This window comes from Enterobacter cloacae complex sp. IR5428 (assembly GCF_049238585.1).
GTDB classification, from domain to species: Bacteria; Pseudomonadota; Gammaproteobacteria; order Enterobacterales; family Enterobacteriaceae; genus Enterobacter; species Enterobacter intestinihominis.
Genome location: NZ_JBMKHV010000006.1, coordinates 62,124 through 85,406, shown reverse-complemented (window position 1 = coordinate 85,406; position 23,283 = coordinate 62,124). Strand labels below are relative to the sequence as shown.

Genomic DNA, 23,283 nt, shown 5'->3' with positions numbered 1-23,283 from the left:
CTACCTGGTTTGCTCACATAACGGGGCCAGAAACTGGAACAGCTCGCGGGATGACCAGCACTTGCGGTCATAAGCGCGAACGGGGACAACGGGCATCAGCGCATTGCAGATAACAACTTCTTCGGCAACCAGCAGCGCCTCTTCCTTAGCGTTAACTTCGACAACGCGAAAGCCTGCGCGTGCCAGCTGTTGCAAACAAAACTGCCGCATAATGCCGTTGACTCCGGCCTGCTCCAGCGAAGGCGTGAATACGTCACTGCCCTTCCGCCAGAGTAAATTAGCCGCACAGCATTCCGTAATGTACCCTTCGCTGTCAAGAACCAGCGCCTCCCCGGCCTCCGTCTGCTCAAGATGAGTACGAATAAGCACCTGTTCAAGACGGTTAAGATGTTTTATGCCAGCGAGCATCGGGTTTCGCCCCAGACGTACCGGGCTAAGCGCCAGGACTACGCCCTCTTCACGCCAGTGCGCGTAATGGGAAGGATAATCTGAAACGGAAAGGATCCGCGCAGGATGCTGGCAGGCAGAACCGCTATAGCCCCGACCACCGCTGCCGCGGCTGATAATGACTTTCAGGACGCCGCTTGCTTTCTCTGACGCCAGCCGACGCATTTCACTTTCAAGAATGTCCCACTGCGAGAAGGGGATCAGTAATGCTTCGCAGGCTTTTTGTAAACGAAGGATATGGGCCCCGAGCAGGCACACGCCACCGTCGAGAATACGCGCGGTCGTGAAACAGCCATCGCCAAACTGGGTCGCCCTGTCGCTTGCCGGCAGCATTTCTTGCTCAAGGCCATTAATTAAAAACATAGTGGCTCCTTATGCATGGAGGCTCAGTCTGGCAGGATGTGGTTAGCCGGACAAGGGGATATCACCTAATAAAAAAGGCCCGGCAAGCGGACCTTTATTATCGTCAGCGACTAACCAGACTCAGACCTTTTTGAAGATCAGAGAACCGTTAGTCCCACCGAAGCCGAAGGAGTTACACAGGGTGTACTCCATACCGCTAACCTGGCGCGCTTCGTGGGGAACGAAGTCCAGATCGCAACCTTCATCTGGATTATCCAGGTTGATGGTTGGCGGTACAGCCTGATCGCGCAGCGCGAGAATAGAGTAGATTGATTCTACTGCACCCGCCGCACCCAGGAGGTGACCGGTCATGGATTTCGTGGAGCTCACCAGTACACGGCTGGCAGATTCGCCGAAGATAGACTTAACCGCCTGCGCTTCTGCTTTATCGCCCGCAGGGGTAGATGTCCCGTGCGCGTTAACGTAGCCAATCTGTGCCGGCGTAATGCCCGCATCACGGATGGCGTTTTCCATCGCCAGCGCAGCACCTGCGCCGTTCTCTGGAGGAGACGTCATGTGGTAAGCATCGCTGCTCATGCCAAAGCCAACAACTTCAGCATAAATTTTCGCGCCACGTTTTTTCGCGTGTTCGTACTCTTCCAGTACGATCATGCCTGCACCGTCACCCAGCACGAAACCATCACGGTCTTTATCCCACGGACGGCTCGCCGCCTGAGGATTATCGTTTCGGGTAGAGAGCGCACGCGCTGCACCGAAGCCACCGACGCCCAGCGGGGTACTGGCTTTTTCAGCACCGCCCGCAACCATAGCATCTGCATCGCCGTACGCGATGATACGCGCGGCCTGGCCGATGTTATGCACGCCAGACGTACAGGCTGTCGCGATTGAGATGCTTGGGCCACGCAGGCCGAACATAATGGTCAGGTGACCTGCCACCATGTTTACAATCGTAGACGGAACGAAGAACGGGCTGATTTTACGCGGGCCGCCATTCACCAGAGATGTATGGTTTTCCTCGATCAGGCCAAGACCGCCAATCCCGGAGCCGATAGCAGCGCCGATACGGGTAGCGTTCTCTTCCGTAATCTCAAGGCCAGAATCCTGCATGGCCTGAACGCCAGCGACAATTCCATATTGAATGAAGGCATCCATCTTGCGCTGTTCTTTGCGCGAGATGATCTCTTCACAGTTAAAATCCTTTACTAAGCCAGCAAATTTCGTTGCATAGGCGCTAGTATCGAAATGGTCGATTAGGCTGATGCCGCTCTGACCGGCAAGGAGAGCTTTCCAGGTGGACTCTACGGTATTGCCGACAGGAGACAACATGCCAAGTCCGGTCACAACTACACGACGCTTAGACACGTTTGTCCTCCAGGGAGGGATAAAAAAAGAGATTCGTGGGACTACAAAAGATAAAACTCAGGCGGTCGAATGACCGCCTGGAGATGTTCACTTACGCCTGGTGACCGTTGATGTAATCAATGGCAGCCTGAACGGTGGTGATTTTCTCAGCTTCTTCGTCCGGAATCTCAGTATCAAACTCTTCTTCCAGAGCCATTACCAGCTCAACGGTGTCAAGAGAATCTGCGCCCAGGTCTTCAACAAAGGAAGCGGAGTTCACAACTTCTTCCTGCTTAACGCCCAGCTGTTCGCCGATAATTTTCTTAACGCGTTCTTCGATAGTGCTCATACTCTTAAATTTCCTATCAAAACTCGCTTTCGCGATGGTTTTCGTAGTGTATAAAATGTTGAAAAATTTGCAACTAAATCCCGGCAGGTCTTACCACGATTTTACGTTATTTTGAGGCCATTTGCCCAAATAACGCAAATATTTTCGATCGTGATTAAACCATGTACATCCCGCCGTTGACGTGGAGGGTTTCACCAGTGATGTAACCCGCTTCGTCAGAGGCTAAAAATGCAACCGCGCTGGCGATTTCTTTAGGGTCGCCAAGACGACCCGCTGGAACTGCCGCCAGCGTACCCGCACGCTGATCATCGGTCAGCGCACGCGTCATGTCCGTTTCAATAAAGCCCGGAGCAACAACGTTTACAGTAATTCCGCGGGACGCGACTTCGCGCGCCAGCGACTTACTGAAACCGATCAGACCTGCTTTCGCCGCAGCGTAGTTAGCCTGACCAGCATTTCCCATGGTACCAACCACAGAACCTACAGTGATAATACGTCCATGACGCTTTTTCATCATAGCGCGCATTACCGCTTTTGACAGACGGAATACCGATGACAGGTTGGTTTCGATAATATCGTTCCACTCATCATCTTTCATTCGCATCAACAGGTTGTCGCGAGTGATCCCGGCATTATTGACCAGAATATCCACTTCGCCAAACTCTGCGCGAATATTTTCCAGAACAGATTCGATAGATGCTGGTTCAGTCACATTCAGTACCAGACCTTTGCCGTTCGCACCCAGATACTCGCTGATGGCCTGTGCGCCATTCTCGCTGGTCGCAGTCCCGATCACCGTCGCGCCGCGCGCAACCAGTGTTTCAGCAATAGCACGCCCGATACCGCGGCTTGCGCCGGTCACCAGGGCAATTTTTCCTTCAAAACTCATGGTATTCCTCTTTTATTGCGAGAGTGCCGCTTTCATTGCTTCCGGCTCGTTAATCGCCGAGGCAGTCAGGGTGTCTACAATACGTTTTGTCAGACCGGTAAGTACCTTACCTGGACCGACTTCATACAGATGTTCAACGCCCTGAGACGCCATAAATTCAACGGTTTTGGTCCACTGAACTGGGCTGTAGAGCTGGCGAACCAGCGCGTTACGGATAGCCTCCGGCGCGGTTTCGCACTTCACATCGACGTTATTCACAACGGAAATCGTCGGTGCGTTAAAGGTCATTTTTTCCAGCTCAACCGCCAGTTTATCGGCAGCGGGCTTCATCAGCGCACAGTGAGACGGCACGCTCACCGGCAGCGGCAGTGCACGTTTTGCACCCGCAGCTTTACAGGCAGCGCCTGCACGCTCAACCGCTTCTTTATGACCCGCGATAACTACCTGGCCTGGCGAGTTAAAGTTTACCGGAGAAACGACCTGACCTTCAGCAGATTCTTCACAGGCTTTAGCAATAGAAGCATCATCCAGACCGATGATGGCAGACATGCCGCCCGTGCCTTCTGGCACCGCTTCCTGCATAAACTTACCACGCAATTCAACCAGACGGACCGCGTCAGCGAAGGCAATCACCCCTGCGCAGACCAGCGCAGAGTATTCACCCAGGCTATGACCCGCCATCAGCGCCGGCGTTTTGCCGCCCTGCTGCTGCCATACGCGCCACAATGCGACGGAGGCTGCCAGCAGTGCCGGTTGAGTCTGCCAGGTTTTGTTCAGCTCTTCAGCTGGGCCCTGCTGGGTCAGCGCCCACAGATCATAACCCAGCGCGTCAGAAGCTTCACGGAAAGTCTCTTCAATAACCGGATAGTTTGCTGCCATTTCAGACAACATCCCAACAGTTTGTGAGCCCTGTCCCGGGAACACAAAAGCAAATTGCGTCATTTTTTAATCCTTATCCTAGAAACGAACCAGCGCGGAACCCCAGGTGAACCCACCACCAAAGGCTTCAAGCAAGACCAGTTGGCCCCGTTTAATTCGTCCATCGCGTACCGCTTCGTCAAATGCGCACGGTACCGATGCCGCAGAGGTGTTGCCGTGGCGATCAAGCGTCACCACAACGTTATCCATAGACATGCCCAACTTCTTCGCCGTCGCGCTGATAATACGCAGGTTAGCCTGATGCGGTACCAGCCAGTCGAGTGCGGCGCGATCCAGATTGTTCGCTTCCAGCGTCTCATCAACAATGTGAGCGAGTTCGGTCACGGCCACCTTGAACACTTCATTACCCGCCATTGTCAGGTAAATCGAACTGTCCGGATTAACGCGATCGGCGTTAGGCAGCGTTAACAGCTCGCCGTAGCGACCGTCAGCGTGCAGGTGCGTGGAGATAATGCCTGGTTCTTCGGACTGCCCCAGCAGTACCGCGCCCGCGCCATCGCCAAAAATAATGATTGTGCCGCGATCGGTTGGATCGCAGGTACGCGCCAGCACATCAGCACCGATCACCAGCGCATATTTTACGGCACCCGATTTAACATACTGATCGGCGATGCTCAGCGCATAGGTGAAACCCGCGCACGCCGCTGCAACATCAAATGCCGGGCAGCCTTTGATGCCGAGCATGTTCTGCACCTGGCACGCTGCGCTTGGGAAGGCATGCGTGGCAGATGTTGTCGCCACCACAATAAGCCCGATCTGTTCTTTATCAATGCCCGCCATCTCAAGCGCTCGCTGAGCGGCTTCGTAGCCCATGGTGGACACAGTTTCGTCTGGCGCGGCGATACGACGTTCACGGATACCTGTGCGCGTGACAATCCACTCGTCAGACGTATCTACCATTTTTTCAAGATCGGCGTTGGTACGCACTTGTTTTGGCAGGTAGCTGCCGGTACCTAAAATCTTCGTATACATGTACGCTCAGTCACTTTTAGCTAATACAGATCCCAGGCGAGCGGCAATCCTCTGAGGGACTTGTCGCTGCACCGCCTGCACTGCCTGTTCAATCGCGACGGTAAATGCTCGCTGATTGGCGGCGCCATGACTCTTAATCACGATGCCGCGCAATCCTAACAGACAGGCGCCATTATACTGGTCGGGGTTGAGGTGACTGAATCGCCGCGTCAGGCTTTTTTGTAACCAACGCTTTAATAAAATCAGCCACCAGGACCTTTTTTTACCTTCTCCCTGCGATTTCAGCAGAGAAAGGAACATTCGTACGACCCCTTCCATGGTCTTCAACGTCACGTTTCCGGTGAAGCCATCACACACTAATACATCCGTTTTGCCCGTCAGCAACTCATTGGCTTCGAGATAACCAATATAGTTGATGGAGGGAACCTGTTTGAGTATTTCCGCAGCGTCGCGGATACTGTCCAGGCCTTTGGTCTCTTCTTCACCAATATTCAATAACGCAACGCGGGGATTAGTAATCCCGACCACGTCTTCTGCCAGCACCGACCCCATCACGGCAAACTGAGCCAGCATTGTACTATCACAATCTACGTTAGCGCCCAGATCGAGCACCACCGTTTTGCCCTTCTGCTGATGCGGTAACACCGTCACCAGCGCCGGACGCTCAATGCCCTCAATCGGCTTGAGCAATAATTTCGACAGCCCCATCAGCGCGCCAGTATTTCCCGCGCTGACGCAAGCCTGCGCTCGCCCTTCTTTCACCAGCTCCAGCGCCATTCGCATAGAGCTGCCGCGGCTATTACGAATAGCCTGCGATGGCCGGGCATCACTGGCAATAACTGACTGCGCAGGAATAATCTGCAGACGCGAACGTTGTTCAAAGTCAGCTTTTGCAAGTAATGGCGTGATTGTGTCGGGATTACCGACTAAAAGAAGTGTGAGTTGCGAATTAGAATTCAGTGCCTGCAATGCTGCAGGCACTGTCACGGTAGGGCCAAAATCTCCCCCCATGACATCTAACGCCAGGGTTAGACGTGTCAAGGTATCGTCGCAGCCTGGTTCGGTAAACTCCCCGTTTTCACGGGGAAGTTCCTCACTAAGCCTAATCACGCTGACGCGTGATTACTTAGTGATAACCTTGCGGCCGCGGTAGAAACCGTCAGCGGTGATGTGGTGACGCAGGTGTTTCTCACCAGAAGTCTTGTCTACAGACAGGCTGGTAACTGCGGTCAGCGCGTCATGGGAACGACGCATGCCACGTTTGGAACGGGTTGGTTTATTCTGTTGTACGGCCATGGACCTTACTCCTCAATTACTTACGCTTTAAGCTGGCTAATACGGCAAATGGATTTGGTTTTTGCGCTTCATCAGGCAGTTCCCCAAAGACCATGTCCGCCTCGGACACTTCACAGTGTTCAGAATCATGCACCGGAACGACTGGCAGGGAGAGGATGACTTCATCTTCAACCAGCGCCAGAAGATCGATTTCACCGAATTCGTTAACCTCAATCGGTTCATACGCTTCCGGGAGTGCTTCAGCCTGTTCGTCAGAACGAACCGGACTGAAACAATACGTTGTGTGAACATGCTGTACAAACGGTTTCCCGCAGCGCTGACATTCGAGCGTTACCGTCACCTTTGCATCACCGGTTAAAACGGCGAGGCGCTGGTTGTCGATAGCGAACGACATGGAACACTCTACATCACTGTCCACACTGACTACAGATTCGGCAATACGCTCAGCCTGATCGGAAGAATAGATTCCTTCGTAATCGAGGCGTTTTTGAGCCGTACGAACCGGATCAAGAGTCAGGGGTAATTTTACCTTTTGCATAGGGCGCGCATATTAACTTTGTAACGTCATAGAGTCAAAGAAAAAGGCAACCAGAGCTGCCTTTTGCCAATTATTCGCACACAATGCGGCCTGTAGTTTAAAATGGCTGGCATCGATACGCTATATCTGGTGATAAAAATATGCCAAATCTCGTCCTTGCTTCCACTTCACCTTATCGCCGAATGCTGCTGGAAAAGCTCGGGATCCCGTTTGAATGCGCCGCGCCGGAGGTGGATGAAACGCCACAGCCGGGCGAGTCACCGCGTCATCTGGTGACCCGTCTCGCGAAAGAGAAAGCACAGTCGCTGGCCGTACGTTACCCCGCTCATCTGATTATAGGCTCCGATCAGGTTTGTGTGCTGGACGGCGAAATCACCGGTAAACCGCTTACGGAAGAAAACGCCTGCCAGCAGCTTTTGCGTGCGCGAGGCAGTATCGTGACCTTTTATACCGGCCTGGCGCTTTATAATTCGGCCTCCGGTCATCTGCAAACCGAGTGTGAGCCATTTGATGTGCACTTCCGTCATCTCAGCGAGGAGGAGATTATGGATTACGTGCGTCGGGAACGTCCTCTGAACTGCGCAGGGAGTTTCAAAAGTGAAGGGCTGGGAATTGCACTGTTCGACAAGCTGGACGGGCGGGATCCCAACACGCTGGTGGGGTTGCCGCTGATTGCGCTGTGCCAGATGTTAAGGCGAGAAGAGTGTAATCCGCTGACGATGTGATTTTTGCCCAGCGGCGCTTCGCTTGCATGGGCCTACGGATTTCGTAGGCCGGGTAAGCGCAGCGCCACCCGGCACATAATCAGCCGCGCAGAACTTTCAGGCAGCGTTTCAACTGCTCATCCAGCGGCGCTTCAATACGGATAACTTCACCGGTATTAGGATGGGTAAACTTCAGCGCTGCCGCATGCAGGAACAGACGCGACAGCCCCGTACCCGCCAACTGCTTATCAAACTCGCGATCGCCATAGCGATCGTCAAACGCAATCGGATGGCCTGCAAACTGGGTATGGACGCGAATCTGGTGAGTACGCCCCGTCACCGGACTACAGCGCACCAGCGTGGCAAATTCGTAGCGCTCTTCTACTTTAAATCGCGTCTCAGACGGTTTCCCTTCCTGATTAACACGAACAATGCGCTCACCGCTTTGCAGAATATTTTTCAGCAGCGGCGCCTGCACCACTTTCACGTGGGACTGCCACTGGCCGCGCACCAGCGCCAGATAATCTTTCTGCATCCCTTTTTCGCGCAGCTGTTCATGCAGGGAACGCAGTGCAGAACGTTTTTTCGCCACCAGCAGCACGCCTGAGGTATCACGGTCAAGACGGTGAACCAGTTCGAGGAAACGCGCTTCCGGGCGCAGCGCACGTAAACCTTCGATCACGCCGAAGCTCAGACCGCTCCCCCCGTGTACCGCCGTTCCGGACGGTTTATTCAGCACCAGAATGTGGTCGTCCTCATAAAGGATAACGTCGCTCAAAGCCGCGACTTTTTGCAGCTTCGGAGAAACGACCTCTTCTTCACGCTCTGCAACACGTACCGGTGGAATGCGGACTTCATCGCCCGCCTCGAGCTTGTACTCGGGCTTCACACGTTTTTTGTTCACCCGCACCTCACCCTTACGCAAGATGCGATAAATCATACTTTTTGGCACACCCTTCAATTGGGTGCGCAAAAAATTATCGATACGTTGCCCCGCCTCGTCGTCGGCGATGGCAACCATTTTTACGGCTGGAGTCTCTGTTTTCATGGTTGGCGATTCTAAATAGCGTCTGACATTAGCGCCACTCATTTTTCTATGCTTATATTTACTTTTATCCGGACCACTCCCCTTTCGCGCAATCGATTTGGTGGTTATTAAACCAATCACCCCGTTGAAGTGAAGAAACTGTGAGTAACCGGGTGATAATTGGTAAAAGTCATCTTGCTATAACCCGGCGAGCAGTGGAATAATGAATTCGTTTTCCGCGTTAAATCCGGGTTTTGTAAGGATGTCGACGGAATGACCAATTTTGTCTGACCGATCATCCACGCAGCAATGGCGTAAGACGTATTGATCTTTCAGGCAGTTAGCGGGCTGCGGGTTGCAGTACTTCCCGGTATAAGGATTGTTCTCTGGAGAGTTTTCCCAGGCAATTCCCCTGATAATTGCGCTGTGTTTCCCTATGAAATACAGGCAACCGACACTCTGCGCCTCTTAAGCGAGCGACAACCGTGAGGTTGGCGACGTGAATAGACACGAGGCCATCGGTTCATACCCCGGAAAGCGTCACCTTGCCCGCAGCTTTGTCGTCAATGTAAGAATAACGAGTAAGTTACGATGAAAAGAATGTTAATCAACGCAACTCAGCAAGAAGAGTTGCGTGTCGCCCTTGTGGATGGGCAGCGCCTGTACGATCTGGATATCGAAAGTCCTGGACACGAACAGAAAAAAGCGAACATTTACAAAGGCAAAATCACCCGCATTGAACCAAGCCTTGAAGCTGCATTTGTTGATTACGGTGCTGAGCGTCACGGTTTCCTTCCTCTCAAAGAAATCGCCCGCGAATATTTTCCTGCAAACTACAACTCCCATGGCCGTCCGAACATCAAAGATGTTCTGCGTGAAGGTCAGGAAGTTATCGTCCAGATCGATAAAGAAGAGCGTGGCAACAAAGGCGCCGCGCTGACCACCTTTATCAGTCTGGCAGGAAGCTATCTGGTATTGATGCCAAACAACCCGCGTGCGGGTGGCATCTCTCGCCGTATCGAAGGCGATGACCGTACCGAGCTGAAAGAAGCACTGGCAAGTCTTGAACTGCCAGACGGCATGGGCCTTATCGTGCGCACCGCAGGCGTTGGCAAATCTGCCGAAGCGTTGCAGTGGGACCTGAGCTTCCGCCTGAAACACTGGGAAGCCATCAAGAAAGCGGCAGAAAGCCGTGCTGCGCCGTTCCTGATCCACCAGGAAAGCAACGTCATCGTGCGTGCCTTCCGTGATTATCTGCGTCAGGACATCGGTGAAATTCTGATTGATAACCCGAAAGTGCTTGAGCTGGCTCGCCAGCACATCGCCGCACTGGGTCGCCCGGATTTCACCAGCAAAATTAAACTGTACACCGGTGAAATCCCGCTGTTCAGCCATTATCAGATTGAATCCCAGATCGAGTCTGCCTTCCAGCGTGAAGTGCGTCTGCCGTCCGGCGGTTCTATCGTTATCGATACCACCGAAGCGTTGACCGCCATCGACATCAACTCCGCGCGAGCAACCCGCGGCGGCGACATCGAAGAGACCGCCTTCAATACCAACCTTGAAGCCGCTGATGAAATCGCCCGCCAGCTCCGCCTGCGCGACCTGGGTGGTCTGATCGTTATCGACTTCATCGACATGACCCCGGTTCGCCATCAGCGTGCGGTTGAAAACCGTCTGCGTGAAGCGGTGCGCCAGGATCGCGCGCGTATCCAGATCAGCCATATTTCTCGCTTTGGCCTGCTGGAGATGTCCCGTCAGCGCCTCAGCCCGTCTCTGGGTGAGTCCAGCCATCACGTCTGCCCGCGCTGTTCCGGTACAGGTACCGTTCGTGACAATGAATCTCTCTCCCTCTCTATTCTGCGTCTGATTGAAGAAGAAGCGCTGAAAGAGAACACCAAAGAGGTTCACGCTATTGTTCCGGTGCCGATTGCCTCCTACCTGCTGAACGAAAAACGTGCAGCGGTGAGCGCAATCGAAGCGCGTCAGGGCGGCGTTCGCTGCATCATCGTGCCAAACGACGAGATGCAAACCCCGCACTATCACGTGCTGCGCGTGCGCAAAGGCGAAGAGACAAGCACCCTCAGCTACCTGCTGCCGAAGCTGCATGAAGAAGAAATGGCGCTGCCGTCTGATGAAGAGCCTGCCGAGCGTAAACTGCCTGAGCAGCCAGCTTTAGCGACCTTCATCATGCCGGAAGCACCGCCAGAAGCGACGCTGGAAAAACCAGCGGAAAAACCTGCTGTGCAGAAAGTGGCTCCTGCCGCGCCAAAAGCGCAGCCTGAGCAGCCTGGTCTCCTGAGCCGCATCATCGGTGCGCTGAAAAAAATGTTTGCCGCCGAAGAAGTTCAGCCTGAGGAGCCGAAAGAAGCGCCAAAAGAAGCGAAACCAGAGCGTCAGCAGGACCGTCGTAAGCGTCAGAACAACCGTCGTGACCGCAACGACCGTGGCGATCGTAATGAGCGCCGTGATAATCGTTCCGATAACAACGAAGGTCGTGAACAGCGCGAGGACAACCGTCGCAACCGTCGCGAGAAGCAACAGCAGAACGTTGAAGATCGTGAGATTCGCCAGCAGGCGGGCGATGAGTCCGAGAAGAGCAAACAGCGTGACGAGCAGCAGCCTCGCCGCGAGCGTAACCGTCGTCGTAACGATGACAAACGCCAGGCTCAGCAGGAAGTCAAAAACCTGAATCGCGAAGCGCCTGTAGAACAGCAGGACACTGAGCAGGAAGAGCGTACTCAGGTTATGCCGCGTCGTAAGCAGCGCCAGCTGACCCAGAAAGTACGTGTGGGTGTTGTTCAGGCCGAAGAAAACGACGTTATCGCGGTTGAAGCGGCTGAAAGCACAACGGGCACTCAGGTTGCGAAAGTTGACCTGCCAGCCGTAGTGGAAAATCAGGTTGAGCAGGACGAAAGCAGCGAAAACCGTGATAACGCAGGTATGCCGCGTCGCTCCCGCCGTTCTCCACGCCATCTGCGCGTGAGCGGTCAGCGTCGCCGTCGTTATCGTGACGAGCGTTACCCGACCCAGTCTCCAATGCCAATGACCGTGGCGTGCGCGTCACCTGAGATGGCATCCGGTAAAGTCTGGATCCGTTATCCGGTTGCACGTCCGGAGCAGGCTGTTGAAGAACAGGCTGTGACCGAAGAGGTGATTGCACCGGTCGTCGCAGTGGAAGACGTCGTGACTGAAGCGGCAACCGTGGTCGAACCGCAGGTTGTTGAAACAGCGCCGCCGCAGGCTGTGGAAGTGGAAACGACCCATCCTGAAGTGATTGCTGCACCGGTTGATGCCGCACCGCAGATCATTGCCGAAGAAGATACCGTGGTGGCTGAAGAAGTCGCGGAAGACGCTAAGCCTGTATCCGCAGCAGAAGAGCCCGCAGACGTTGCCGTCGAAACGGTGACGGAAGAGGTTGTTCAGGACGTCGAGATTCAGGTTGAACCTGTTGTCGAAGAGGTCAAAGCGCCTGAAGTGAAATCTGAGCCGGTTGAGATCGTTGAAGCTGTAGCGCCTGCTCACATTGCTACCGCGCCAATGACTCGTGCCCCGGCACCTGAGTACGTGCCTGAAGCACCACGCCATAGTGACTGGGTTCGTCCGGAATTCAACTTCGAAGGTAAAGGTGCTGCCGGTGGTCACAGTGCGACGCACATGGCTACTGCCCCAGCTACTCGTCCTCAGCCTGTTGAATAACGCACGCTAAGACTGAAAGCCGACCTTCGGGTCGGCTTTTTTATGGCTGTTGCAGGGGCTTTCTCATCCCGGTGACCTCCGGCATTATCTGCCGCATCAGCTCCAGAAAACGCCGCAAGCGCGCCGGATAATAGCGTGACCAGGGATAAACCAGATGTACCGGTAGCGCTGCTGGCTGCCACTCTGGCAGTAAATGCACCAGTCGCCCTTCCCGAATATCATCCTGTACCGTCCAGCTGGATACCACCGCCACGCCTAGCCCGGTGAGTGCCGTATTGCGCGCTACATACAAGCTGTCGGTACTCAGGCGTGGCGTAATGGTAACTCTCGCCGGGGTGGGTGTTGCCTCGTGGAAGAGCTCCACATGGCGTTGATAAAAAGAGCTAATGGCAATCCAGGGGAGATGTTGCAGATCGTCCGGCGTGTTAACCGCGGGAAAACGGGCAAGGAGTGCCGGTGACGCTACCACCGAGCGCGGCACTTCAGCCAGTAGCACAGACACGGTTGCCGGGTCGACTTCCACGCCCACCCGAATAGCACAGTCAAGGTTGTCGCCGAGGAAATCAACCGAGCGATCGTTAAGCATCCACTCAACAGAAAGCTGGGGATAGCGCTGCAAAAATTGGGTTAACGGTTTTAGTAGCTGATCCTGGCCAAACGCGTGAGGCGCGCGCACCCTCAGCACCCCGACCGGTTCATCTTCCGTCTGCCCCACCTCGTCTTCCAGCGCCAGCCAGCTGTCAATCACCCGTCTGGCATGCTGATAGCAACGTTCACCGTCATCGGTAAGCCGTGTGGTATGGGTTGTGCGCAGCATCAGGCGCACGCCCAGCATGGTTTCAAGTGACTGCAACCGTCGGCTCACCGTGGCCTGGGTTGTTGCCAGCTGACGTGCCGCCGCAGAAAGGGACCCCGCCTCCACAATGCGAACAAAGGTTCGCATCAGCTCTACCCGATCTATACGCTCAGTCCGTTTCATATCATTTACACCTATACGCTACACGTATAAGCGTTTTACCACCGCGCCCGCTACCGTCGCAAGGCGTACTGATAAAAAATAGGCGCACACGACGAATGAGGAACATCTTATGAACACAACCACCACCCGGGCCGTAAGCCGCTGGGTAATCTTAATGCTGGCGCTCGGTGCGGGCTTCAGCGTGGCATCCATCTATTATGCCCAGCCTCTGCTGCCGCTGATGGGCTCAGACCTGCACCTGAGCATCGAAGGCATGGGCATGGTCCCGACGCTCACCCAGGCGGGTTATGCCTTAGGTATCCTGTTTCTGCTCCCGCTCGGCGATCGTTATGACCGCAGAACGTTGATCCTGATAAAAAGTGCAGCTCTGGCGCTGTTCCTGCTGGGTTGTAGCCTGACCGGACAACTGCATTCCCTGCTGCTCACCAGCCTGCTGATTGGCATGGCCGCCACCATGGCGCAGGATATTGTCCCGGCCGCAGCGATCCTCGCGCCGGAAGGCAAACAGGGAAAAACGGTCGGCACGGTGATGACCGGCCTGCTGCTGGGGATTTTGCTCTCCAGAACCGTGAGCGGCGTGGTGGGTGAAGCCTTTGGCTGGCGAGTGATGTATCAGCTGGCCGCCGCAAGCATTGCCTTTATCGGCGTGGTGATGTGGGCCGTACTTCCCCGCTTCGCCGTTCATTCCACGCTGAGCTACCCGGCACTGATGCGCTCCATGGAACACCTCTGGCGTCGCTACCCGGCGCTGCGTCGGGCTGCGCTGGCTCAGGGTTTTCTGTCGATTGCTTTTAGTGCGTTCTGGTCGACGCTGGCGGTCATGCTGCTGGAACGGTATCACCTTGGCAGCGCCGTGGCGGGTGGGTTTGGTATTGCCGGAGCCGCAGGCGCGCTGGCCGCACCGCTGGCAGGCGGTCTGGCCGATAAGCTGGGCGCCGGTAAAGTGACCCAACTGGGTGCCGCGCTGGTGACCCTCTCGTTTGCCCTGATGTTCCTGATGCCAGCCCTGGGTGTACACGGCCAGTTGCTCCTGATTGCCCTCTCCGCGGTCGGTTTCGATCTCGGTTTGCAGTCCAGCCTCGTGGCGCACCAGAACCTGGTCTACAGCCTTGAGCCGCAGGCCCGTGGGCGCCTTAACGCCCTGCTGTTTACCGTCATTTTCATCGGAATGGCGCTGGGTTCGGCATTAGGCAGCAATATCTATACGCTGGCAGGCTGGACGGGCGTGGTAGCACTGGCAACCCTGTGTGGTGCCATTGCGCTGGCTATCAGAGTGATTGAAAGCGCCCGGGTGATGTCCGCACAGGCAGAAAGTGTGTAAAAAAAATGCCCAACCCGGACGGGTTGGGCAGTCAAAACATGCCCAGTTTCAAGACATGTCAAACAGGTCAGAGTCTCATTTGTTCATCTGGAACAAAGACATACCCTGCATATCGCTAAAGGCTTTATACGAGGCCTGCAACGCCGCCTGCTGCATGGTGTAGGACGAAATCACCGAGTTCCAGTCTACGTCAACCAGGTTACTCATCTGCTGCGTCTGACCCAGCGCGCGGTCTTCACCCAGAGCGTCCAGCTTGCCCAGCTCATCCAGCTTGATGCCGAGATCGGCGCGCACGGTCAGCACGTTGTTGAGGGAGTTGCTCAGGCCACGGTTGGCTTTATCAATAGCCGCCGTAAATGCTTCAGCCTTCGTTTCGTCATCGCCAATCGGCTTATTCAGCGCTTCAATTGCGGAGTCGAGGATCTTGAACAAATTCGTTTCCGGCGTACTACCATCTGGCTCTGGCTTCGCATTGCTGGTGAAGCTATCGAAAACTTCAGTGCCCGTATGGCTGATTTGCATCGTGCGCGCAGAGTCAACCTGCTGGCTGATTGGCGTTCCGCCGCCCTTATAATCACCCGTAGCCTGGTCGAAAGCCGCCGCTTCGGTTTTGTAACCGGAAAAAATATAGCGACCGTTACCGTCCGTGCTGTTAGCCAGGTTCATGAGCTGATCGCGAATACCTTGCAGGTTCGTTGCCAGCGAAGCGCGGTCATCGTCACTTAACGTACCGTTGCCTGCATTGACAATCTTTTCCTGAGCAGCCTGGATAGCGGTTGTCACTTGCGATAACACGTTTTCCTCCAGCGAGACTTTCGTCGTAGCGAAGGAGCGCGCCAGCGCATACTGGCTATTTTGCGTTTGGGCCTGAGAGAGCACAACGGCCTGCGAAGCGGCAATCGGATCGTCAGACGGACGGTTGATACGCTTCCCCGTAGACATCTGCTCGCCGTAGCTGAGCCAGAGACTTTGGGAGTTCGTCACGCCGCGCATGCTTTGCTCATACATCATTTGAGTACTAATACGCATTTTTTATGCCTCAGCCTTAGCGGATATTGATCAATGCATCAAACAGCGTGCTCGCCGTTTGCAGCACCTGCGCATTCGCCAGATAGTACTGCTGATAGCGTTGCAGGTTGCCATACTCTTCGTCCAGGTTAACCCCGGAGATTGACTGCTGTTGTTTGGTCAGCTGCGTAACAACGTTAACTTTGGTTTCGCTGCTGGTTTTCAGCGACGCCGTGGTGCTGCCCACCGTACTGACCAGCGCGGCATAAGCATCGTTAAAGGTTTTGTTCCCCCCCACCAGCTTGGCGCTCTGCAAATCCAGCAGCTTTTGGCCATTGGTATTGTCGCTTTCGCCGCTTCCTTTCGCGGAAGCCATCGCCAGTTTGGATTCGTCGCTGATCGCAACGTCCATATTCACGATAACGTCATTCACCGGCTTCACGATAAAGCTGTCTTTATTATTGGCCGAGCCGCTAATGTTGACGTTGAGGCCATCAAACGACAGATTACCGCTGGTATCCGGCATAGCCGTGAAGCTGGTGTTGTCTGACAGACGCGTGATTGTCCAGTCAGTACCGTTATACTCAACTTTGTAGTTTGTCGCCTGGACCTTGGTACTGTCCGTCATCGTTGCCGTCACGGACGCGCTTCCGGTGTTCTTACCGTTACTCAGCACTGCCGGGGAGCCAAAATCAAACAGCTTGCCGCCTTTATCCCCGTTGGCATCAAAGCCCGCCTGGTGCTGGGTATTCATGGCATCCGCAAACGCCAGCGCCATCTGGTTAAGCGTATTTCGCGCCTGATCCAGATCCTGAGAACGGAACGTTAACAGCCCCCCAAGCGACCCCGTGGTGATCTGTTTTTCTGAGATCTCCACGTTGCCCGCTGCGGCATCCACATACGCAATCGTTGTACGTGCAGGGTCCGCGCTGGATTTCACCGCAGCCAGCTGGCTGGCGTTGCTGCCCTGTACCAGGGTGTAGCCGTTGGCGATAGAGATGTTGTAGGTGCCGCTGTCCTGTACGGTCACGTCCACACCGACAATTTTGTTCAGTTCGCTCACCAGCTGATCGCGCTGATCGAGCAGTTCGTTCGGGGATGCGCCCGCACCTACGCCAGTCAGCCGGGAAATCTGATCGTTAAGGTTGGCAATCTGCTTCGCATAGTTATTGATCTGATCGACGCTGGTAGAAATCGCCGTATTGACCTGCGCATCCTGATCGCGGAGATATTGATCGTTAGTTTTGAACTGGTTTACCAGACCATCTGCCTTCCCGAGTACCGTCTGGCGTGCAGCCGGATCTTCTGCGTTACTCACCAGCGTTTGCAGGCTTTTAAAGAAATCCTGGAGGTTGGCAGAAAGCGAGTTCGTGGTATCCGACAGCACGTCGTCAATTTTCGACATCTGCTGGTAGCGAGTGGTCAGGCCGCTGCTCTGGTTCTGCGCCGCGCGCAGCTGGTTGGTAATAAACGCATCATATTCACGCTGAACGCCGGAGACATAGACCCCGTTACCCACCCAGCCGCCGCCGGTCAGGGTGCTGTTTGATGCGCCCAGAATGGTAGTCTGGCGGGTATAACCTGCCACGTTGTAGCTTGAAATATTATTACTGACGGTATTGAGTGCCGACTGCGCAGCACTGAGGCCACTCATGGCGCTGTTAATCAAACTGGACATGGGGGTTCCTTTTATACGTTCAGACACGAGTCCTGATGAAGGTTATCGGCAACCTCCACCGGGACTTGAGAACTTTCAGAACAGATTTTCGAGATCTGTGCTATACGCTTTGCTGACCTTCTCAGACATGGATTTCAGCTGTTGGATCATGCTGGTCAGCTTGCGTGCATAGTTTGGATCGGTCGCGTAGCCGGCATTCTGCAATGCCTGAGCGCCCTGCTCTGGCGTGGTTGCCTGGGTCACGGCGGTGTAGCGCGGATTCCGGCTCAGCAGCCCGACATAATCCGACAACGCTTCCAGATACGAGCTGTAGACGCGGAATTTGGCTTTCACCTTCACTGCCGCACCGTTCTCATATTCGGTGGTGGTAATTTCCGTGGTCGGCCCCTTCCAGCTGGAAGTGGCCTTCACGCCAAAGATGTTGAAGCTCGGCTCGCCGTTCTCCCTGCGGATCTGACGTTGCCCCCAACCCGACTCCAGCGCCGCCTGCGCCAGAATCAGATGGTGTGGCACGCCGCTTTCTTCACTGGCAAGACGCGCCGGCAGGGAGAGCTGCGCCAGGAAGTCTTTGCTGTCGCCGGAGAGCGGCTCGTCACGCGCTTCTGTCGGCTTCGGCATCGCCTTACGCACCATCTGCGTCAGCGCCTGATTTTGATAACTGGTCACCTTTTCCAGATCAAACTTCAGCGGCACCTGCGGCGGGGCCTCTTCAGGCGGGAGCCCCTGAGCGGCTGCGGTCTGTTTCACAATCATGTCCGCCAGGCCGAGCCCCTTTCCGGCGGTCATTTGCTGGGCAATCTGCTGATCGTACATGCTGGTGTAAAGCCGTGTGGAATCGCTGCTGAACATGCCATCTTTCGGCAGGGTTTCACGCATGCTTTTCAACATCATCTGCACGAACATGCCTTCCACCTGACGGGCAACCGGGCGGATATTCGCCGCCGGATCCTTGCCCGCTTTGGTTTTGAGCTCGTTGAGCGACTGGGCATCCCAGGCGGCACTGGTCAACAGTTTGCTATCGGTCAGCATTTAGATGATTTCCAGTTTAGCGCGCAGGCAGCCTGCACTTTGCATGGATTGCAGAATGGACATCAGATCCATTGGCGTTGCACCCAGCGCGTTCAGGGCACGTACCACGCTGTTCAGGTTGGCGCTGGAGCGCACGCTCTGCAACGATCCGCCGCTCTGTCGTAAATCAATCTGCGTTTGCGGCGTCACCACCGTCTGACCGCCACCAAACGGCGTGTCCGGCTGGCTGACGTTGGCCGAACGGTTAACCGTCACGGAGAGGTTGCCCTGCGCCACGGCGCAGCTGTCCAGCGTCACTTCGCGGTTCATCACCACCGATCCGGTACGGGAGTTGATAATGACTTTTGCATCCTGCACCGACACGTTCACTTCCATATTCTGGATATCGGCCAGCATCCGCACCTGGTTGCTGCTACCGGTTGACGTGCGGATCTGCACGGTGCGGGCATCCAGCGCGGTGGCGCTGCCGTAACCCCGGCTGCGGTTGATGGTGTCAGCAATCTGCTGCGCCATCGTGAAGTCTTCGTTATTCAGTTGCAGGTTAATGGTGTTGCCGGTGCCGAACTGGGTCGGCAGCTCACGTTCGATGATCGCGCCGTTGGTAATACGTCCCCCATTCAGCTGGTTCACCTGTACGCTGCTGCCGCCCGCCGACGCGCCTGCCCCGCCAACCAGAATGTTGCCCTGCGCCAGAGCATACACCTGGCTGTCGACGCCTTTCAGCGGCGTCATCAACAACGTACCGCCGCGCAGGCTTTTGGCGTTACCCATCGACGAGACAACCACGTCGATGGTTTGCCCCTGACGTGCAAAGGCCGGATAAGACGCGGTCACCATCACCGCCGCCACGTTTTTCAGCTGCATGTTGGTCCCCGCCGGTACGGTAATACCGAGCTGAGAGAGCATGTTGTTCAGGCTCTGGGTGGTGAATGGCGTCTGGGTCGTCTGGTCACCCGTCCCATCCAGCCCCACCACCAGGCCGTAGCCAATCAGGGAGTTTTCGCGCACGCCCTGCACGCTGGTGAGATCGCGAATGCGATCGGCCTGCGCAACGGTAGCGACCAGCGACAGCGCCACGGCGAAGAGAAATTTATACATAGGTCACCTCGCTTACATCGGCGATAAGTTAAGGAAGAAGCGTTGCAGCCAGCCCATATTTTGCGCTTCGTTGATGTAGCCGTTGCCGACGTACTCAATGCGCGCATCCGCCACCTGTGTGGACGGTACGGTGTTGGTGCCGCTGATAGTGCGAGGGTTAACCACACCGGAGAAGCGAATGAATTCCGTACCCTGGTTAATGGCGATCTGTTTTTCGCCCACCACGTGCAGGTTGCCGTTCACCAGAACCTGGTCAACCGTTACCGTCAGCGTTCCGCTAAAGGTATTGCTGGCGTTCGCGCCACCTTTACCGTTAAAGGTGTTGCCGCCGGAGGCTTCCACATCCGCACGGGCGTTGCCGAACAGCCCTTGCAGATAGCGCGGTACGGTGTCGAAGCCAAAATTGGTTTTGCCGTCGCGGCTGGCGTTCGCCGACGAGCTCTTGCTCGCGCTGACGTTTTCCTGCAACACAATGGTCAGCGTATCGCCGACGTTACGCGGACGACGGTCTTCAAACAGCGGCTGATAACCGTAGTTAATCGGCTGCGCGGTCTGGAAAATAGAGCCGTTCACCACCGGCGAGGGGCCGGGAACGGGTTGGGCGGTAGTCGCACCCTGTACCAATGGTTTAGACGGGATCCAGGCACACCCGCTGAGGGTGACAGCCAGAACAGTCAGGATCGGATAACGAAACGCCGCGTTTTTTTGCATTGCCTTCATCTTCGAAAACAGGGAGCCGGTGCGACGTTTACCGCACCGGGCTACACCTTAGAGTTGCGTCAGTTTTTGCAGCATCTGGTCGGTCGTCGACACTGCTTTACTGTTAATTTCATAGGCGCGCTGGACCTGGATCATATTCACCAGCTCTTCCGCCACGTTAACGTTCGAGGTTTCCACATACCCCTGGTACAGCAGCCCCGCACCGTTCAGGCCGGGGGTACTTTCATTTGGCGTGCCGGAAGACTGCGTTTCGGTGTAGAGGTTCTCACCGATGCTTTCCAGTCCGGTATCGTTCATGAAGGTCGTCAGGTTGAGCTGACCAACCTGGACCGGCGCGGCCTGACCTTGCTGAGTGACACTGACGATACCGTCACGGCCAATGGTGATGCTCAGCGCGTTCGCCGGGATGGTGATCGCAGGCTGAACCTGGAAGCCGCCCGCCGTCACCAGCTGACCATTCTGATCCACCTGGAACGAACCATCGCGGGTATAGGCGGAGGTCCCGTCAGGCAGTTGCACCTGGAAGAAACCCTGACCTTTGATGGCAACGTCTTTGCTGTTGTTGGTCTGGGACAGATTGCCCTGGCTGTGCAGACGCTCGGTAGCGACCGGGCGGACACCGGTACCAATTTGCAGACCGGACGGCAGCGTGGTTTGCTCAGAAGACTGCGCCCCTGGCTGACGAATCGTTTGATAAAGCAAATCTTCGAAAACCGCACGCTGGCGCTTGAAACCATTGGTGCTGACGTTTGCCAGGTTGTTGGCAATTACATCCATATTGGTTTGCTGTGCGTCCAGACCGGTTTTCGCGATCCATAAAGAACTGATCATAGGGAGTCCTGTTAACTCATAGCCAGAAGTTGGTTAGCCTTGCCTGCGTTTTCATCGACGCTGCTGATGATTTTCATCTGCATTTCGAAGCGGCGGGCGCTGGCGATCATGTCGGTCATGGCTTCGACCGGTTTGACGTTACTGCCTTCCAGCACGCCGGACATCACGCGGATGGTCGGGTCGGCCTGTAACGTGGCGCCACGCGTGGCCTGCGCCGCCTGGGTCAGACGGAACATCCCGTCATCACCACGCTGCACTTCGTTTCCTTCCGCTTTCACCAGCTTCAGACGACCGACAGGCGCAACGGTGTTGGCCGGGTCGCCCGGATTCAATGCCGAGATCGTCCCGTCTGCCGCAATGGTCAACTCTGACCCTTCCGGCACCGTCAGCGGACCGGCTTCGCCCATCACCGGATGCCCCTGAATCGTCAACTGTCCGGTGGCGCTCACCTGAATGTTACCGTTGCGGGTATACCCTTCTGCGCCGTCAGCCGTTTGCACCGCTAGCCAGCCGTCCTGCTGAAGGGCAACGTCCAGCGGACGCGCGGTGTAATCCATCTGGCCTGGCGTCATGTCGGCGCCGGGCGTGGAGGCGGTGACCAGCGTACGCGTGGGCAATGACAGCCCTTCTACCGGCACCGCACGCAGTGCGTTGAGCTGTGCACGAAAACCAGGCGTGGAGGCGTTCGCCAGGTTGCTGGCGGTAACAGCCTGCTGATTGAGCGTCTGGCTTGCAGCCCCCATCGCTGTATATATTGCGTGATCCATTGCGCTTTCCCGTCAGCCGCTTAACGCAGGTTAACCAGCGTGTTGAGGATCTGATCCTGGGTTTTGATGGTCTGCGCGTTGGACTGGTAGTTACGTTGCGCGACAATCATGTTCACCAGCTCTTTACTCAGATCGACGTTGGAGGCTTCAAGCGCGCCGTTGGTCAGCGTGCCGAAGTTACCGGAACCCGCGGTACCCAGCAGGGCAACACCGGAAGACTGCGTGGCAGACCAGACGTTATCCCCTTCGGACTTCAGGCCTTCGTTGTTGGCAAAGTTTGCCAGCACGATCTGGCCCAGCACCTGGGTCTGTTCGTTGGAGTAGTTACCGACAACGGTGCCGTCATCGTTGATCTGGTAGCTCACCAGATCGCCCGGCTTATAACCGTTCTGGCTCGTCGCCACGATGTTGTTCGCACCGGTGTTCTGTTGCATGGAGCTCTGGAAGCTCAGAGAGAACTCGGCAGGCTCCGCACCGCTAATGATGCCAGTAGTAATGTTGATAGCTGGGGTGGCGTTTGGCGTAGCGCTTATCACGCCAGCAGCGTCGTAGTTATAAACACCCGCCAGGTTACCGTTACTGTCGAAGCTCATCTGTGCCGCTTTTTTTGCAGGAGAACCCGCTACGCTGCCATCCTGGGTATACACATCCCATTTGTTGTCAGTTGTTTTGACATAGAACAGGTTCATGTTGTGCGCATTACCCTGGCTGTCAAACACCGTCACGGTGCCTTTCTTGTTGTAAGAGTCAGGGTTGGACGGATCGAAGGCGACGGTTGGCGCGGTATCGGTGGAGTTCAGGTTGATCTGCTGAGAGGCCGTGGTGGTGGACTTCGCCGCCATCAGCGTCGTTGGGATGGTGATCGCCTGCGGATTCGCACCGGTTTGCACCGTCGGCGGCGTGCCGGCAACCGGATAACCGGTTAACTGTAGCCCCTGCATGTTCACCAGGTTACGGTTTTCATCCAGCTTAAACTGGCCGTTGCGGCTGTAGAACACGGAACCGTTGGCATCCACCATACGGAAGAAACCGTTCTGGCTGATGGCGACATCCAGACCACGACCGGTGTTGGTGGTCGTCCCGTCGGTGAAGTCCTGGGTGATACCCGCAACCTTCACGCCCAGGCCCACTTTAGAGCCTGCAAACATATCTGCAAAAGACGCAGAACCGGATTTAAAACCATAGGTCGCGGAGTTGGCGATGTTGTTGCCAATGACGTCCAGGTTGGTGGCCGCAGCATTCAGGCCGCTGACCGCTTGAGAAAAGGCCATGACTTACTCCTGATAAG

Annotated in this window: 22 protein-coding genes; 3 read left to right on the top strand and 19 right to left on the bottom strand. The window is 55.6% G+C overall.

All coding sequences use genetic code 11. The annotated features are described in order from the left end of the window. The 9 genes from pabC to yceD form a co-directional block, all read right to left on the bottom strand. Positions 1-810: an aminodeoxychorismate lyase gene (pabC, locus tag ACOTXC_RS10455; RefSeq protein WP_421767622.1), complete on the bottom strand. Its 810-nt coding sequence runs from the start codon at positions 808-810 to the stop codon at positions 1-3. 120 nt (positions 811-930) lie between these two features. Then, complete coding sequence (fabF, locus tag ACOTXC_RS10450) at positions 931-2,172, bottom strand: beta-ketoacyl-ACP synthase II (protein WP_022647740.1); 1,242 nt, start codon at positions 2,170-2,172, stop codon at positions 931-933. A 91-nt stretch (positions 2,173-2,263) separates the two neighbouring features. Then, positions 2,264-2,500 (bottom strand): acyl carrier protein, encoded by a 237-nt coding sequence (gene acpP, locus ACOTXC_RS10445; protein ID WP_003857954.1) that lies wholly within the window; start codon positions 2,498-2,500, stop codon positions 2,264-2,266. Between the two features lie 154 nt (positions 2,501-2,654). After that, complete coding sequence (gene fabG, locus ACOTXC_RS10440) at positions 2,655-3,389, bottom strand: 3-oxoacyl-ACP reductase FabG (protein WP_022647739.1); 735 nt, start codon at positions 3,387-3,389, stop codon at positions 2,655-2,657. A gap of 12 nt (positions 3,390-3,401) precedes the next feature. Further along, on the bottom strand, positions 3,402-4,331 hold the full coding sequence (gene fabD, locus ACOTXC_RS10435; RefSeq protein WP_022647738.1) for an ACP S-malonyltransferase: 930 nt from the start codon (positions 4,329-4,331) through the stop codon (positions 3,402-3,404). A 15-nt stretch (positions 4,332-4,346) separates the two neighbouring features. Then, on the bottom strand, positions 4,347-5,300 hold the full coding sequence (locus tag ACOTXC_RS10430; RefSeq protein WP_003857960.1) for a beta-ketoacyl-ACP synthase III: 954 nt from the start codon (positions 5,298-5,300) through the stop codon (positions 4,347-4,349). A gap of 6 nt (positions 5,301-5,306) precedes the next feature. Then, a complete protein-coding gene (plsX, locus tag ACOTXC_RS10425; RefSeq protein ID WP_152811225.1) occupies positions 5,307-6,341 on the bottom strand; it encodes a phosphate acyltransferase PlsX in 1,035 nt (344 codons plus the stop codon). Between the two features lie 81 nt (positions 6,342-6,422). Beyond that, positions 6,423-6,596: a 50S ribosomal protein L32 gene (rpmF, locus tag ACOTXC_RS10420; RefSeq protein ID WP_003857964.1), complete on the bottom strand. Its 174-nt coding sequence runs from the start codon at positions 6,594-6,596 to the stop codon at positions 6,423-6,425. 16 nt (positions 6,597-6,612) lie between these two features. Continuing rightward, a complete protein-coding gene (yceD, locus tag ACOTXC_RS10415) occupies positions 6,613-7,134 on the bottom strand; it encodes a 23S rRNA accumulation protein YceD (protein ID WP_003857966.1) in 522 nt (173 codons plus the stop codon). Between the two features lie 140 nt (positions 7,135-7,274). Here yceD and ACOTXC_RS10410 point away from each other — a divergent pair, with 140 nt between their 5' ends. Beyond that, positions 7,275-7,859, top strand: coding sequence for a Maf family protein (locus ACOTXC_RS10410; protein WP_421767621.1), 585 nt, complete (start codon positions 7,275-7,277; stop codon positions 7,857-7,859). Between the two features lie 79 nt (positions 7,860-7,938). Here ACOTXC_RS10410 and rluC read toward each other — a convergent pair whose 3' ends face one another. Beyond that, positions 7,939-8,886 carry a 23S rRNA pseudouridine(955/2504/2580) synthase RluC gene (gene rluC, locus ACOTXC_RS10405; RefSeq protein WP_003857970.1) on the bottom strand — a complete coding sequence of 316 codons (948 nt, stop codon included), beginning with the start codon at positions 8,884-8,886 and terminating at the stop codon, positions 7,939-7,941. Positions 8,887-9,456: 570 nt separating this feature from the next. On the opposite strand from rluC, the gene rne reads away from it, so the two are divergent. Then, entirely contained in the window at positions 9,457-12,564 is a 3,108-nt protein-coding gene (rne, locus tag ACOTXC_RS10400) for a ribonuclease E (protein WP_023305866.1), read from the top strand. 40 nt (positions 12,565-12,604) lie between these two features. On the opposite strand, the gene ACOTXC_RS10395 is transcribed toward rne, so the two are convergent. After that, positions 12,605-13,543 carry a LysR family transcriptional regulator gene (locus ACOTXC_RS10395; RefSeq protein WP_022647733.1) on the bottom strand — a complete coding sequence of 313 codons (939 nt, stop codon included), beginning with the start codon at positions 13,541-13,543 and terminating at the stop codon, positions 12,605-12,607. 109 nt (positions 13,544-13,652) lie between these two features. Here ACOTXC_RS10395 and ACOTXC_RS10390 point away from each other — a divergent pair, with 109 nt between their 5' ends. Further along, positions 13,653-14,864 (top strand): MFS transporter, encoded by a 1,212-nt coding sequence (locus ACOTXC_RS10390; protein WP_063152017.1) that lies wholly within the window; start codon positions 13,653-13,655, stop codon positions 14,862-14,864. A gap of 75 nt (positions 14,865-14,939) precedes the next feature. Here the strand turns inward: ACOTXC_RS10390 and flgL are convergent, their stop codons facing one another. The 8 genes from flgL to flgE all read right to left on the bottom strand — a co-directional run bounded on the left by flgL (position 14,940) and on the right by flgE (position 23,266). Then, positions 14,940-15,893, bottom strand: coding sequence for a flagellar hook-associated protein FlgL (gene flgL, locus ACOTXC_RS10385; RefSeq protein WP_063146112.1), 954 nt, complete (start codon positions 15,891-15,893; stop codon positions 14,940-14,942). Positions 15,894-15,909: 16 nt separating this feature from the next. Then, the gene (gene flgK / locus ACOTXC_RS10380; protein WP_154051624.1) at positions 15,910-17,550 is read right to left on the bottom strand and encodes a flagellar hook-associated protein FlgK; all 1,641 of its coding nucleotides are present in this window, start codon (positions 17,548-17,550) and stop codon (positions 15,910-15,912) included. A 75-nt stretch (positions 17,551-17,625) separates the two neighbouring features. Continuing rightward, on the bottom strand, positions 17,626-18,579 hold the full coding sequence (flgJ, locus tag ACOTXC_RS10375; protein WP_023305862.1) for a flagellar assembly peptidoglycan hydrolase FlgJ: 954 nt from the start codon (positions 18,577-18,579) through the stop codon (positions 17,626-17,628). Beyond that, complete coding sequence (locus tag ACOTXC_RS10370; protein ID WP_022647728.1) at positions 18,580-19,677, bottom strand: flagellar basal body P-ring protein FlgI; 1,098 nt, start codon at positions 19,675-19,677, stop codon at positions 18,580-18,582. Positions 19,678-19,689: 12 nt separating this feature from the next. After that, a complete protein-coding gene (gene flgH / locus ACOTXC_RS10365) occupies positions 19,690-20,388 on the bottom strand; it encodes a flagellar basal body L-ring protein FlgH (protein WP_023299788.1) in 699 nt (232 codons plus the stop codon). A 57-nt stretch (positions 20,389-20,445) separates the two neighbouring features. Continuing rightward, positions 20,446-21,228, bottom strand: a complete 783-nt coding sequence (gene flgG / locus ACOTXC_RS10360; RefSeq protein ID WP_000625853.1) for a flagellar basal-body rod protein FlgG — start codon at positions 21,226-21,228, stop codon at positions 20,446-20,448. Positions 21,229-21,239: 11 nt separating this feature from the next. Next, a complete protein-coding gene (locus ACOTXC_RS10355; protein WP_022647727.1) occupies positions 21,240-21,995 on the bottom strand; it encodes a flagellar basal body rod protein FlgF in 756 nt (251 codons plus the stop codon). Between the two features lie 20 nt (positions 21,996-22,015). Beyond that, positions 22,016-23,266 carry a flagellar hook protein FlgE gene (flgE, locus tag ACOTXC_RS10350; RefSeq protein WP_276170111.1) on the bottom strand — a complete coding sequence of 417 codons (1,251 nt, stop codon included), beginning with the start codon at positions 23,264-23,266 and terminating at the stop codon, positions 22,016-22,018. Positions 23,267-23,283: the final 17 nt, after the last annotated feature.

Bases quoted from the DNA above. Each gene is read 5' to 3' on its own strand.
- yceD (WP_003857966.1), bottom strand. From the start codon at position 7,134: ATGCAAAAGGTAAAATTACCCCTGACTCTTGATCCGGTTCGTACGGCT.
- rpmF (WP_003857964.1), bottom strand. From the start codon at position 6,596: ATGGCCGTACAACAGAATAAACCAACCCGTTCCAAACGTGGCATGCGT.
- acpP (WP_003857954.1), bottom strand. From the start codon at position 2,500: ATGAGCACTATCGAAGAACGCGTTAAGAAAATTATCGGCGAACAGCTG.
- fabD (WP_022647738.1), bottom strand. From the start codon at position 4,331: ATGACGCAATTTGCTTTTGTGTTCCCGGGACAGGGCTCACAAACTGTT.
- ACOTXC_RS10395 (WP_022647733.1), bottom strand. From the start codon at position 13,543: ATGAAACGGACTGAGCGTATAGATCGGGTAGAGCTGATGCGAACCTTT.
- flgG (WP_000625853.1), bottom strand. From the start codon at position 21,228: ATGATCAGTTCTTTATGGATCGCGAAAACCGGTCTGGACGCACAGCAA.
- flgJ (WP_023305862.1), bottom strand. From the start codon at position 18,579: ATGCTGACCGATAGCAAACTGTTGACCAGTGCCGCCTGGGATGCCCAG.
- rluC (WP_003857970.1), bottom strand. From the start codon at position 8,886: ATGAAAACAGAGACTCCAGCCGTAAAAATGGTTGCCATCGCCGACGAC.
- pabC (WP_421767622.1), bottom strand. From the start codon at position 810: ATGTTTTTAATTAATGGCCTTGAGCAAGAAATGCTGCCGGCAAGCGAC.
- flgE (WP_276170111.1), bottom strand. From the start codon at position 23,266: ATGGCCTTTTCTCAAGCGGTCAGCGGCCTGAATGCTGCGGCCACCAAC.
- ACOTXC_RS10355 (WP_022647727.1), bottom strand. From the start codon at position 21,995: ATGGATCACGCAATATATACAGCGATGGGGGCTGCAAGCCAGACGCTC.
- flgK (WP_154051624.1), bottom strand. From the start codon at position 17,550: ATGTCCAGTTTGATTAACAGCGCCATGAGTGGCCTCAGTGCTGCGCAG.
- ACOTXC_RS10410 (WP_421767621.1), top strand. From the start codon at position 7,275: ATGCCAAATCTCGTCCTTGCTTCCACTTCACCTTATCGCCGAATGCTG.
- ACOTXC_RS10370 (WP_022647728.1), bottom strand. From the start codon at position 19,677: ATGTATAAATTTCTCTTCGCCGTGGCGCTGTCGCTGGTCGCTACCGTT.
- ACOTXC_RS10430 (WP_003857960.1), bottom strand. From the start codon at position 5,300: ATGTATACGAAGATTTTAGGTACCGGCAGCTACCTGCCAAAACAAGTG.
- fabG (WP_022647739.1), bottom strand. From the start codon at position 3,389: ATGAGTTTTGAAGGAAAAATTGCCCTGGTGACCGGCGCAAGCCGCGGT.
- ACOTXC_RS10390 (WP_063152017.1), top strand. From the start codon at position 13,653: ATGAACACAACCACCACCCGGGCCGTAAGCCGCTGGGTAATCTTAATG.
- flgL (WP_063146112.1), bottom strand. From the start codon at position 15,893: ATGCGTATTAGTACTCAAATGATGTATGAGCAAAGCATGCGCGGCGTG.
- flgH (WP_023299788.1), bottom strand. From the start codon at position 20,388: ATGCAAAAAAACGCGGCGTTTCGTTATCCGATCCTGACTGTTCTGGCT.
- rne (WP_023305866.1), top strand. From the start codon at position 9,457: ATGAAAAGAATGTTAATCAACGCAACTCAGCAAGAAGAGTTGCGTGTC.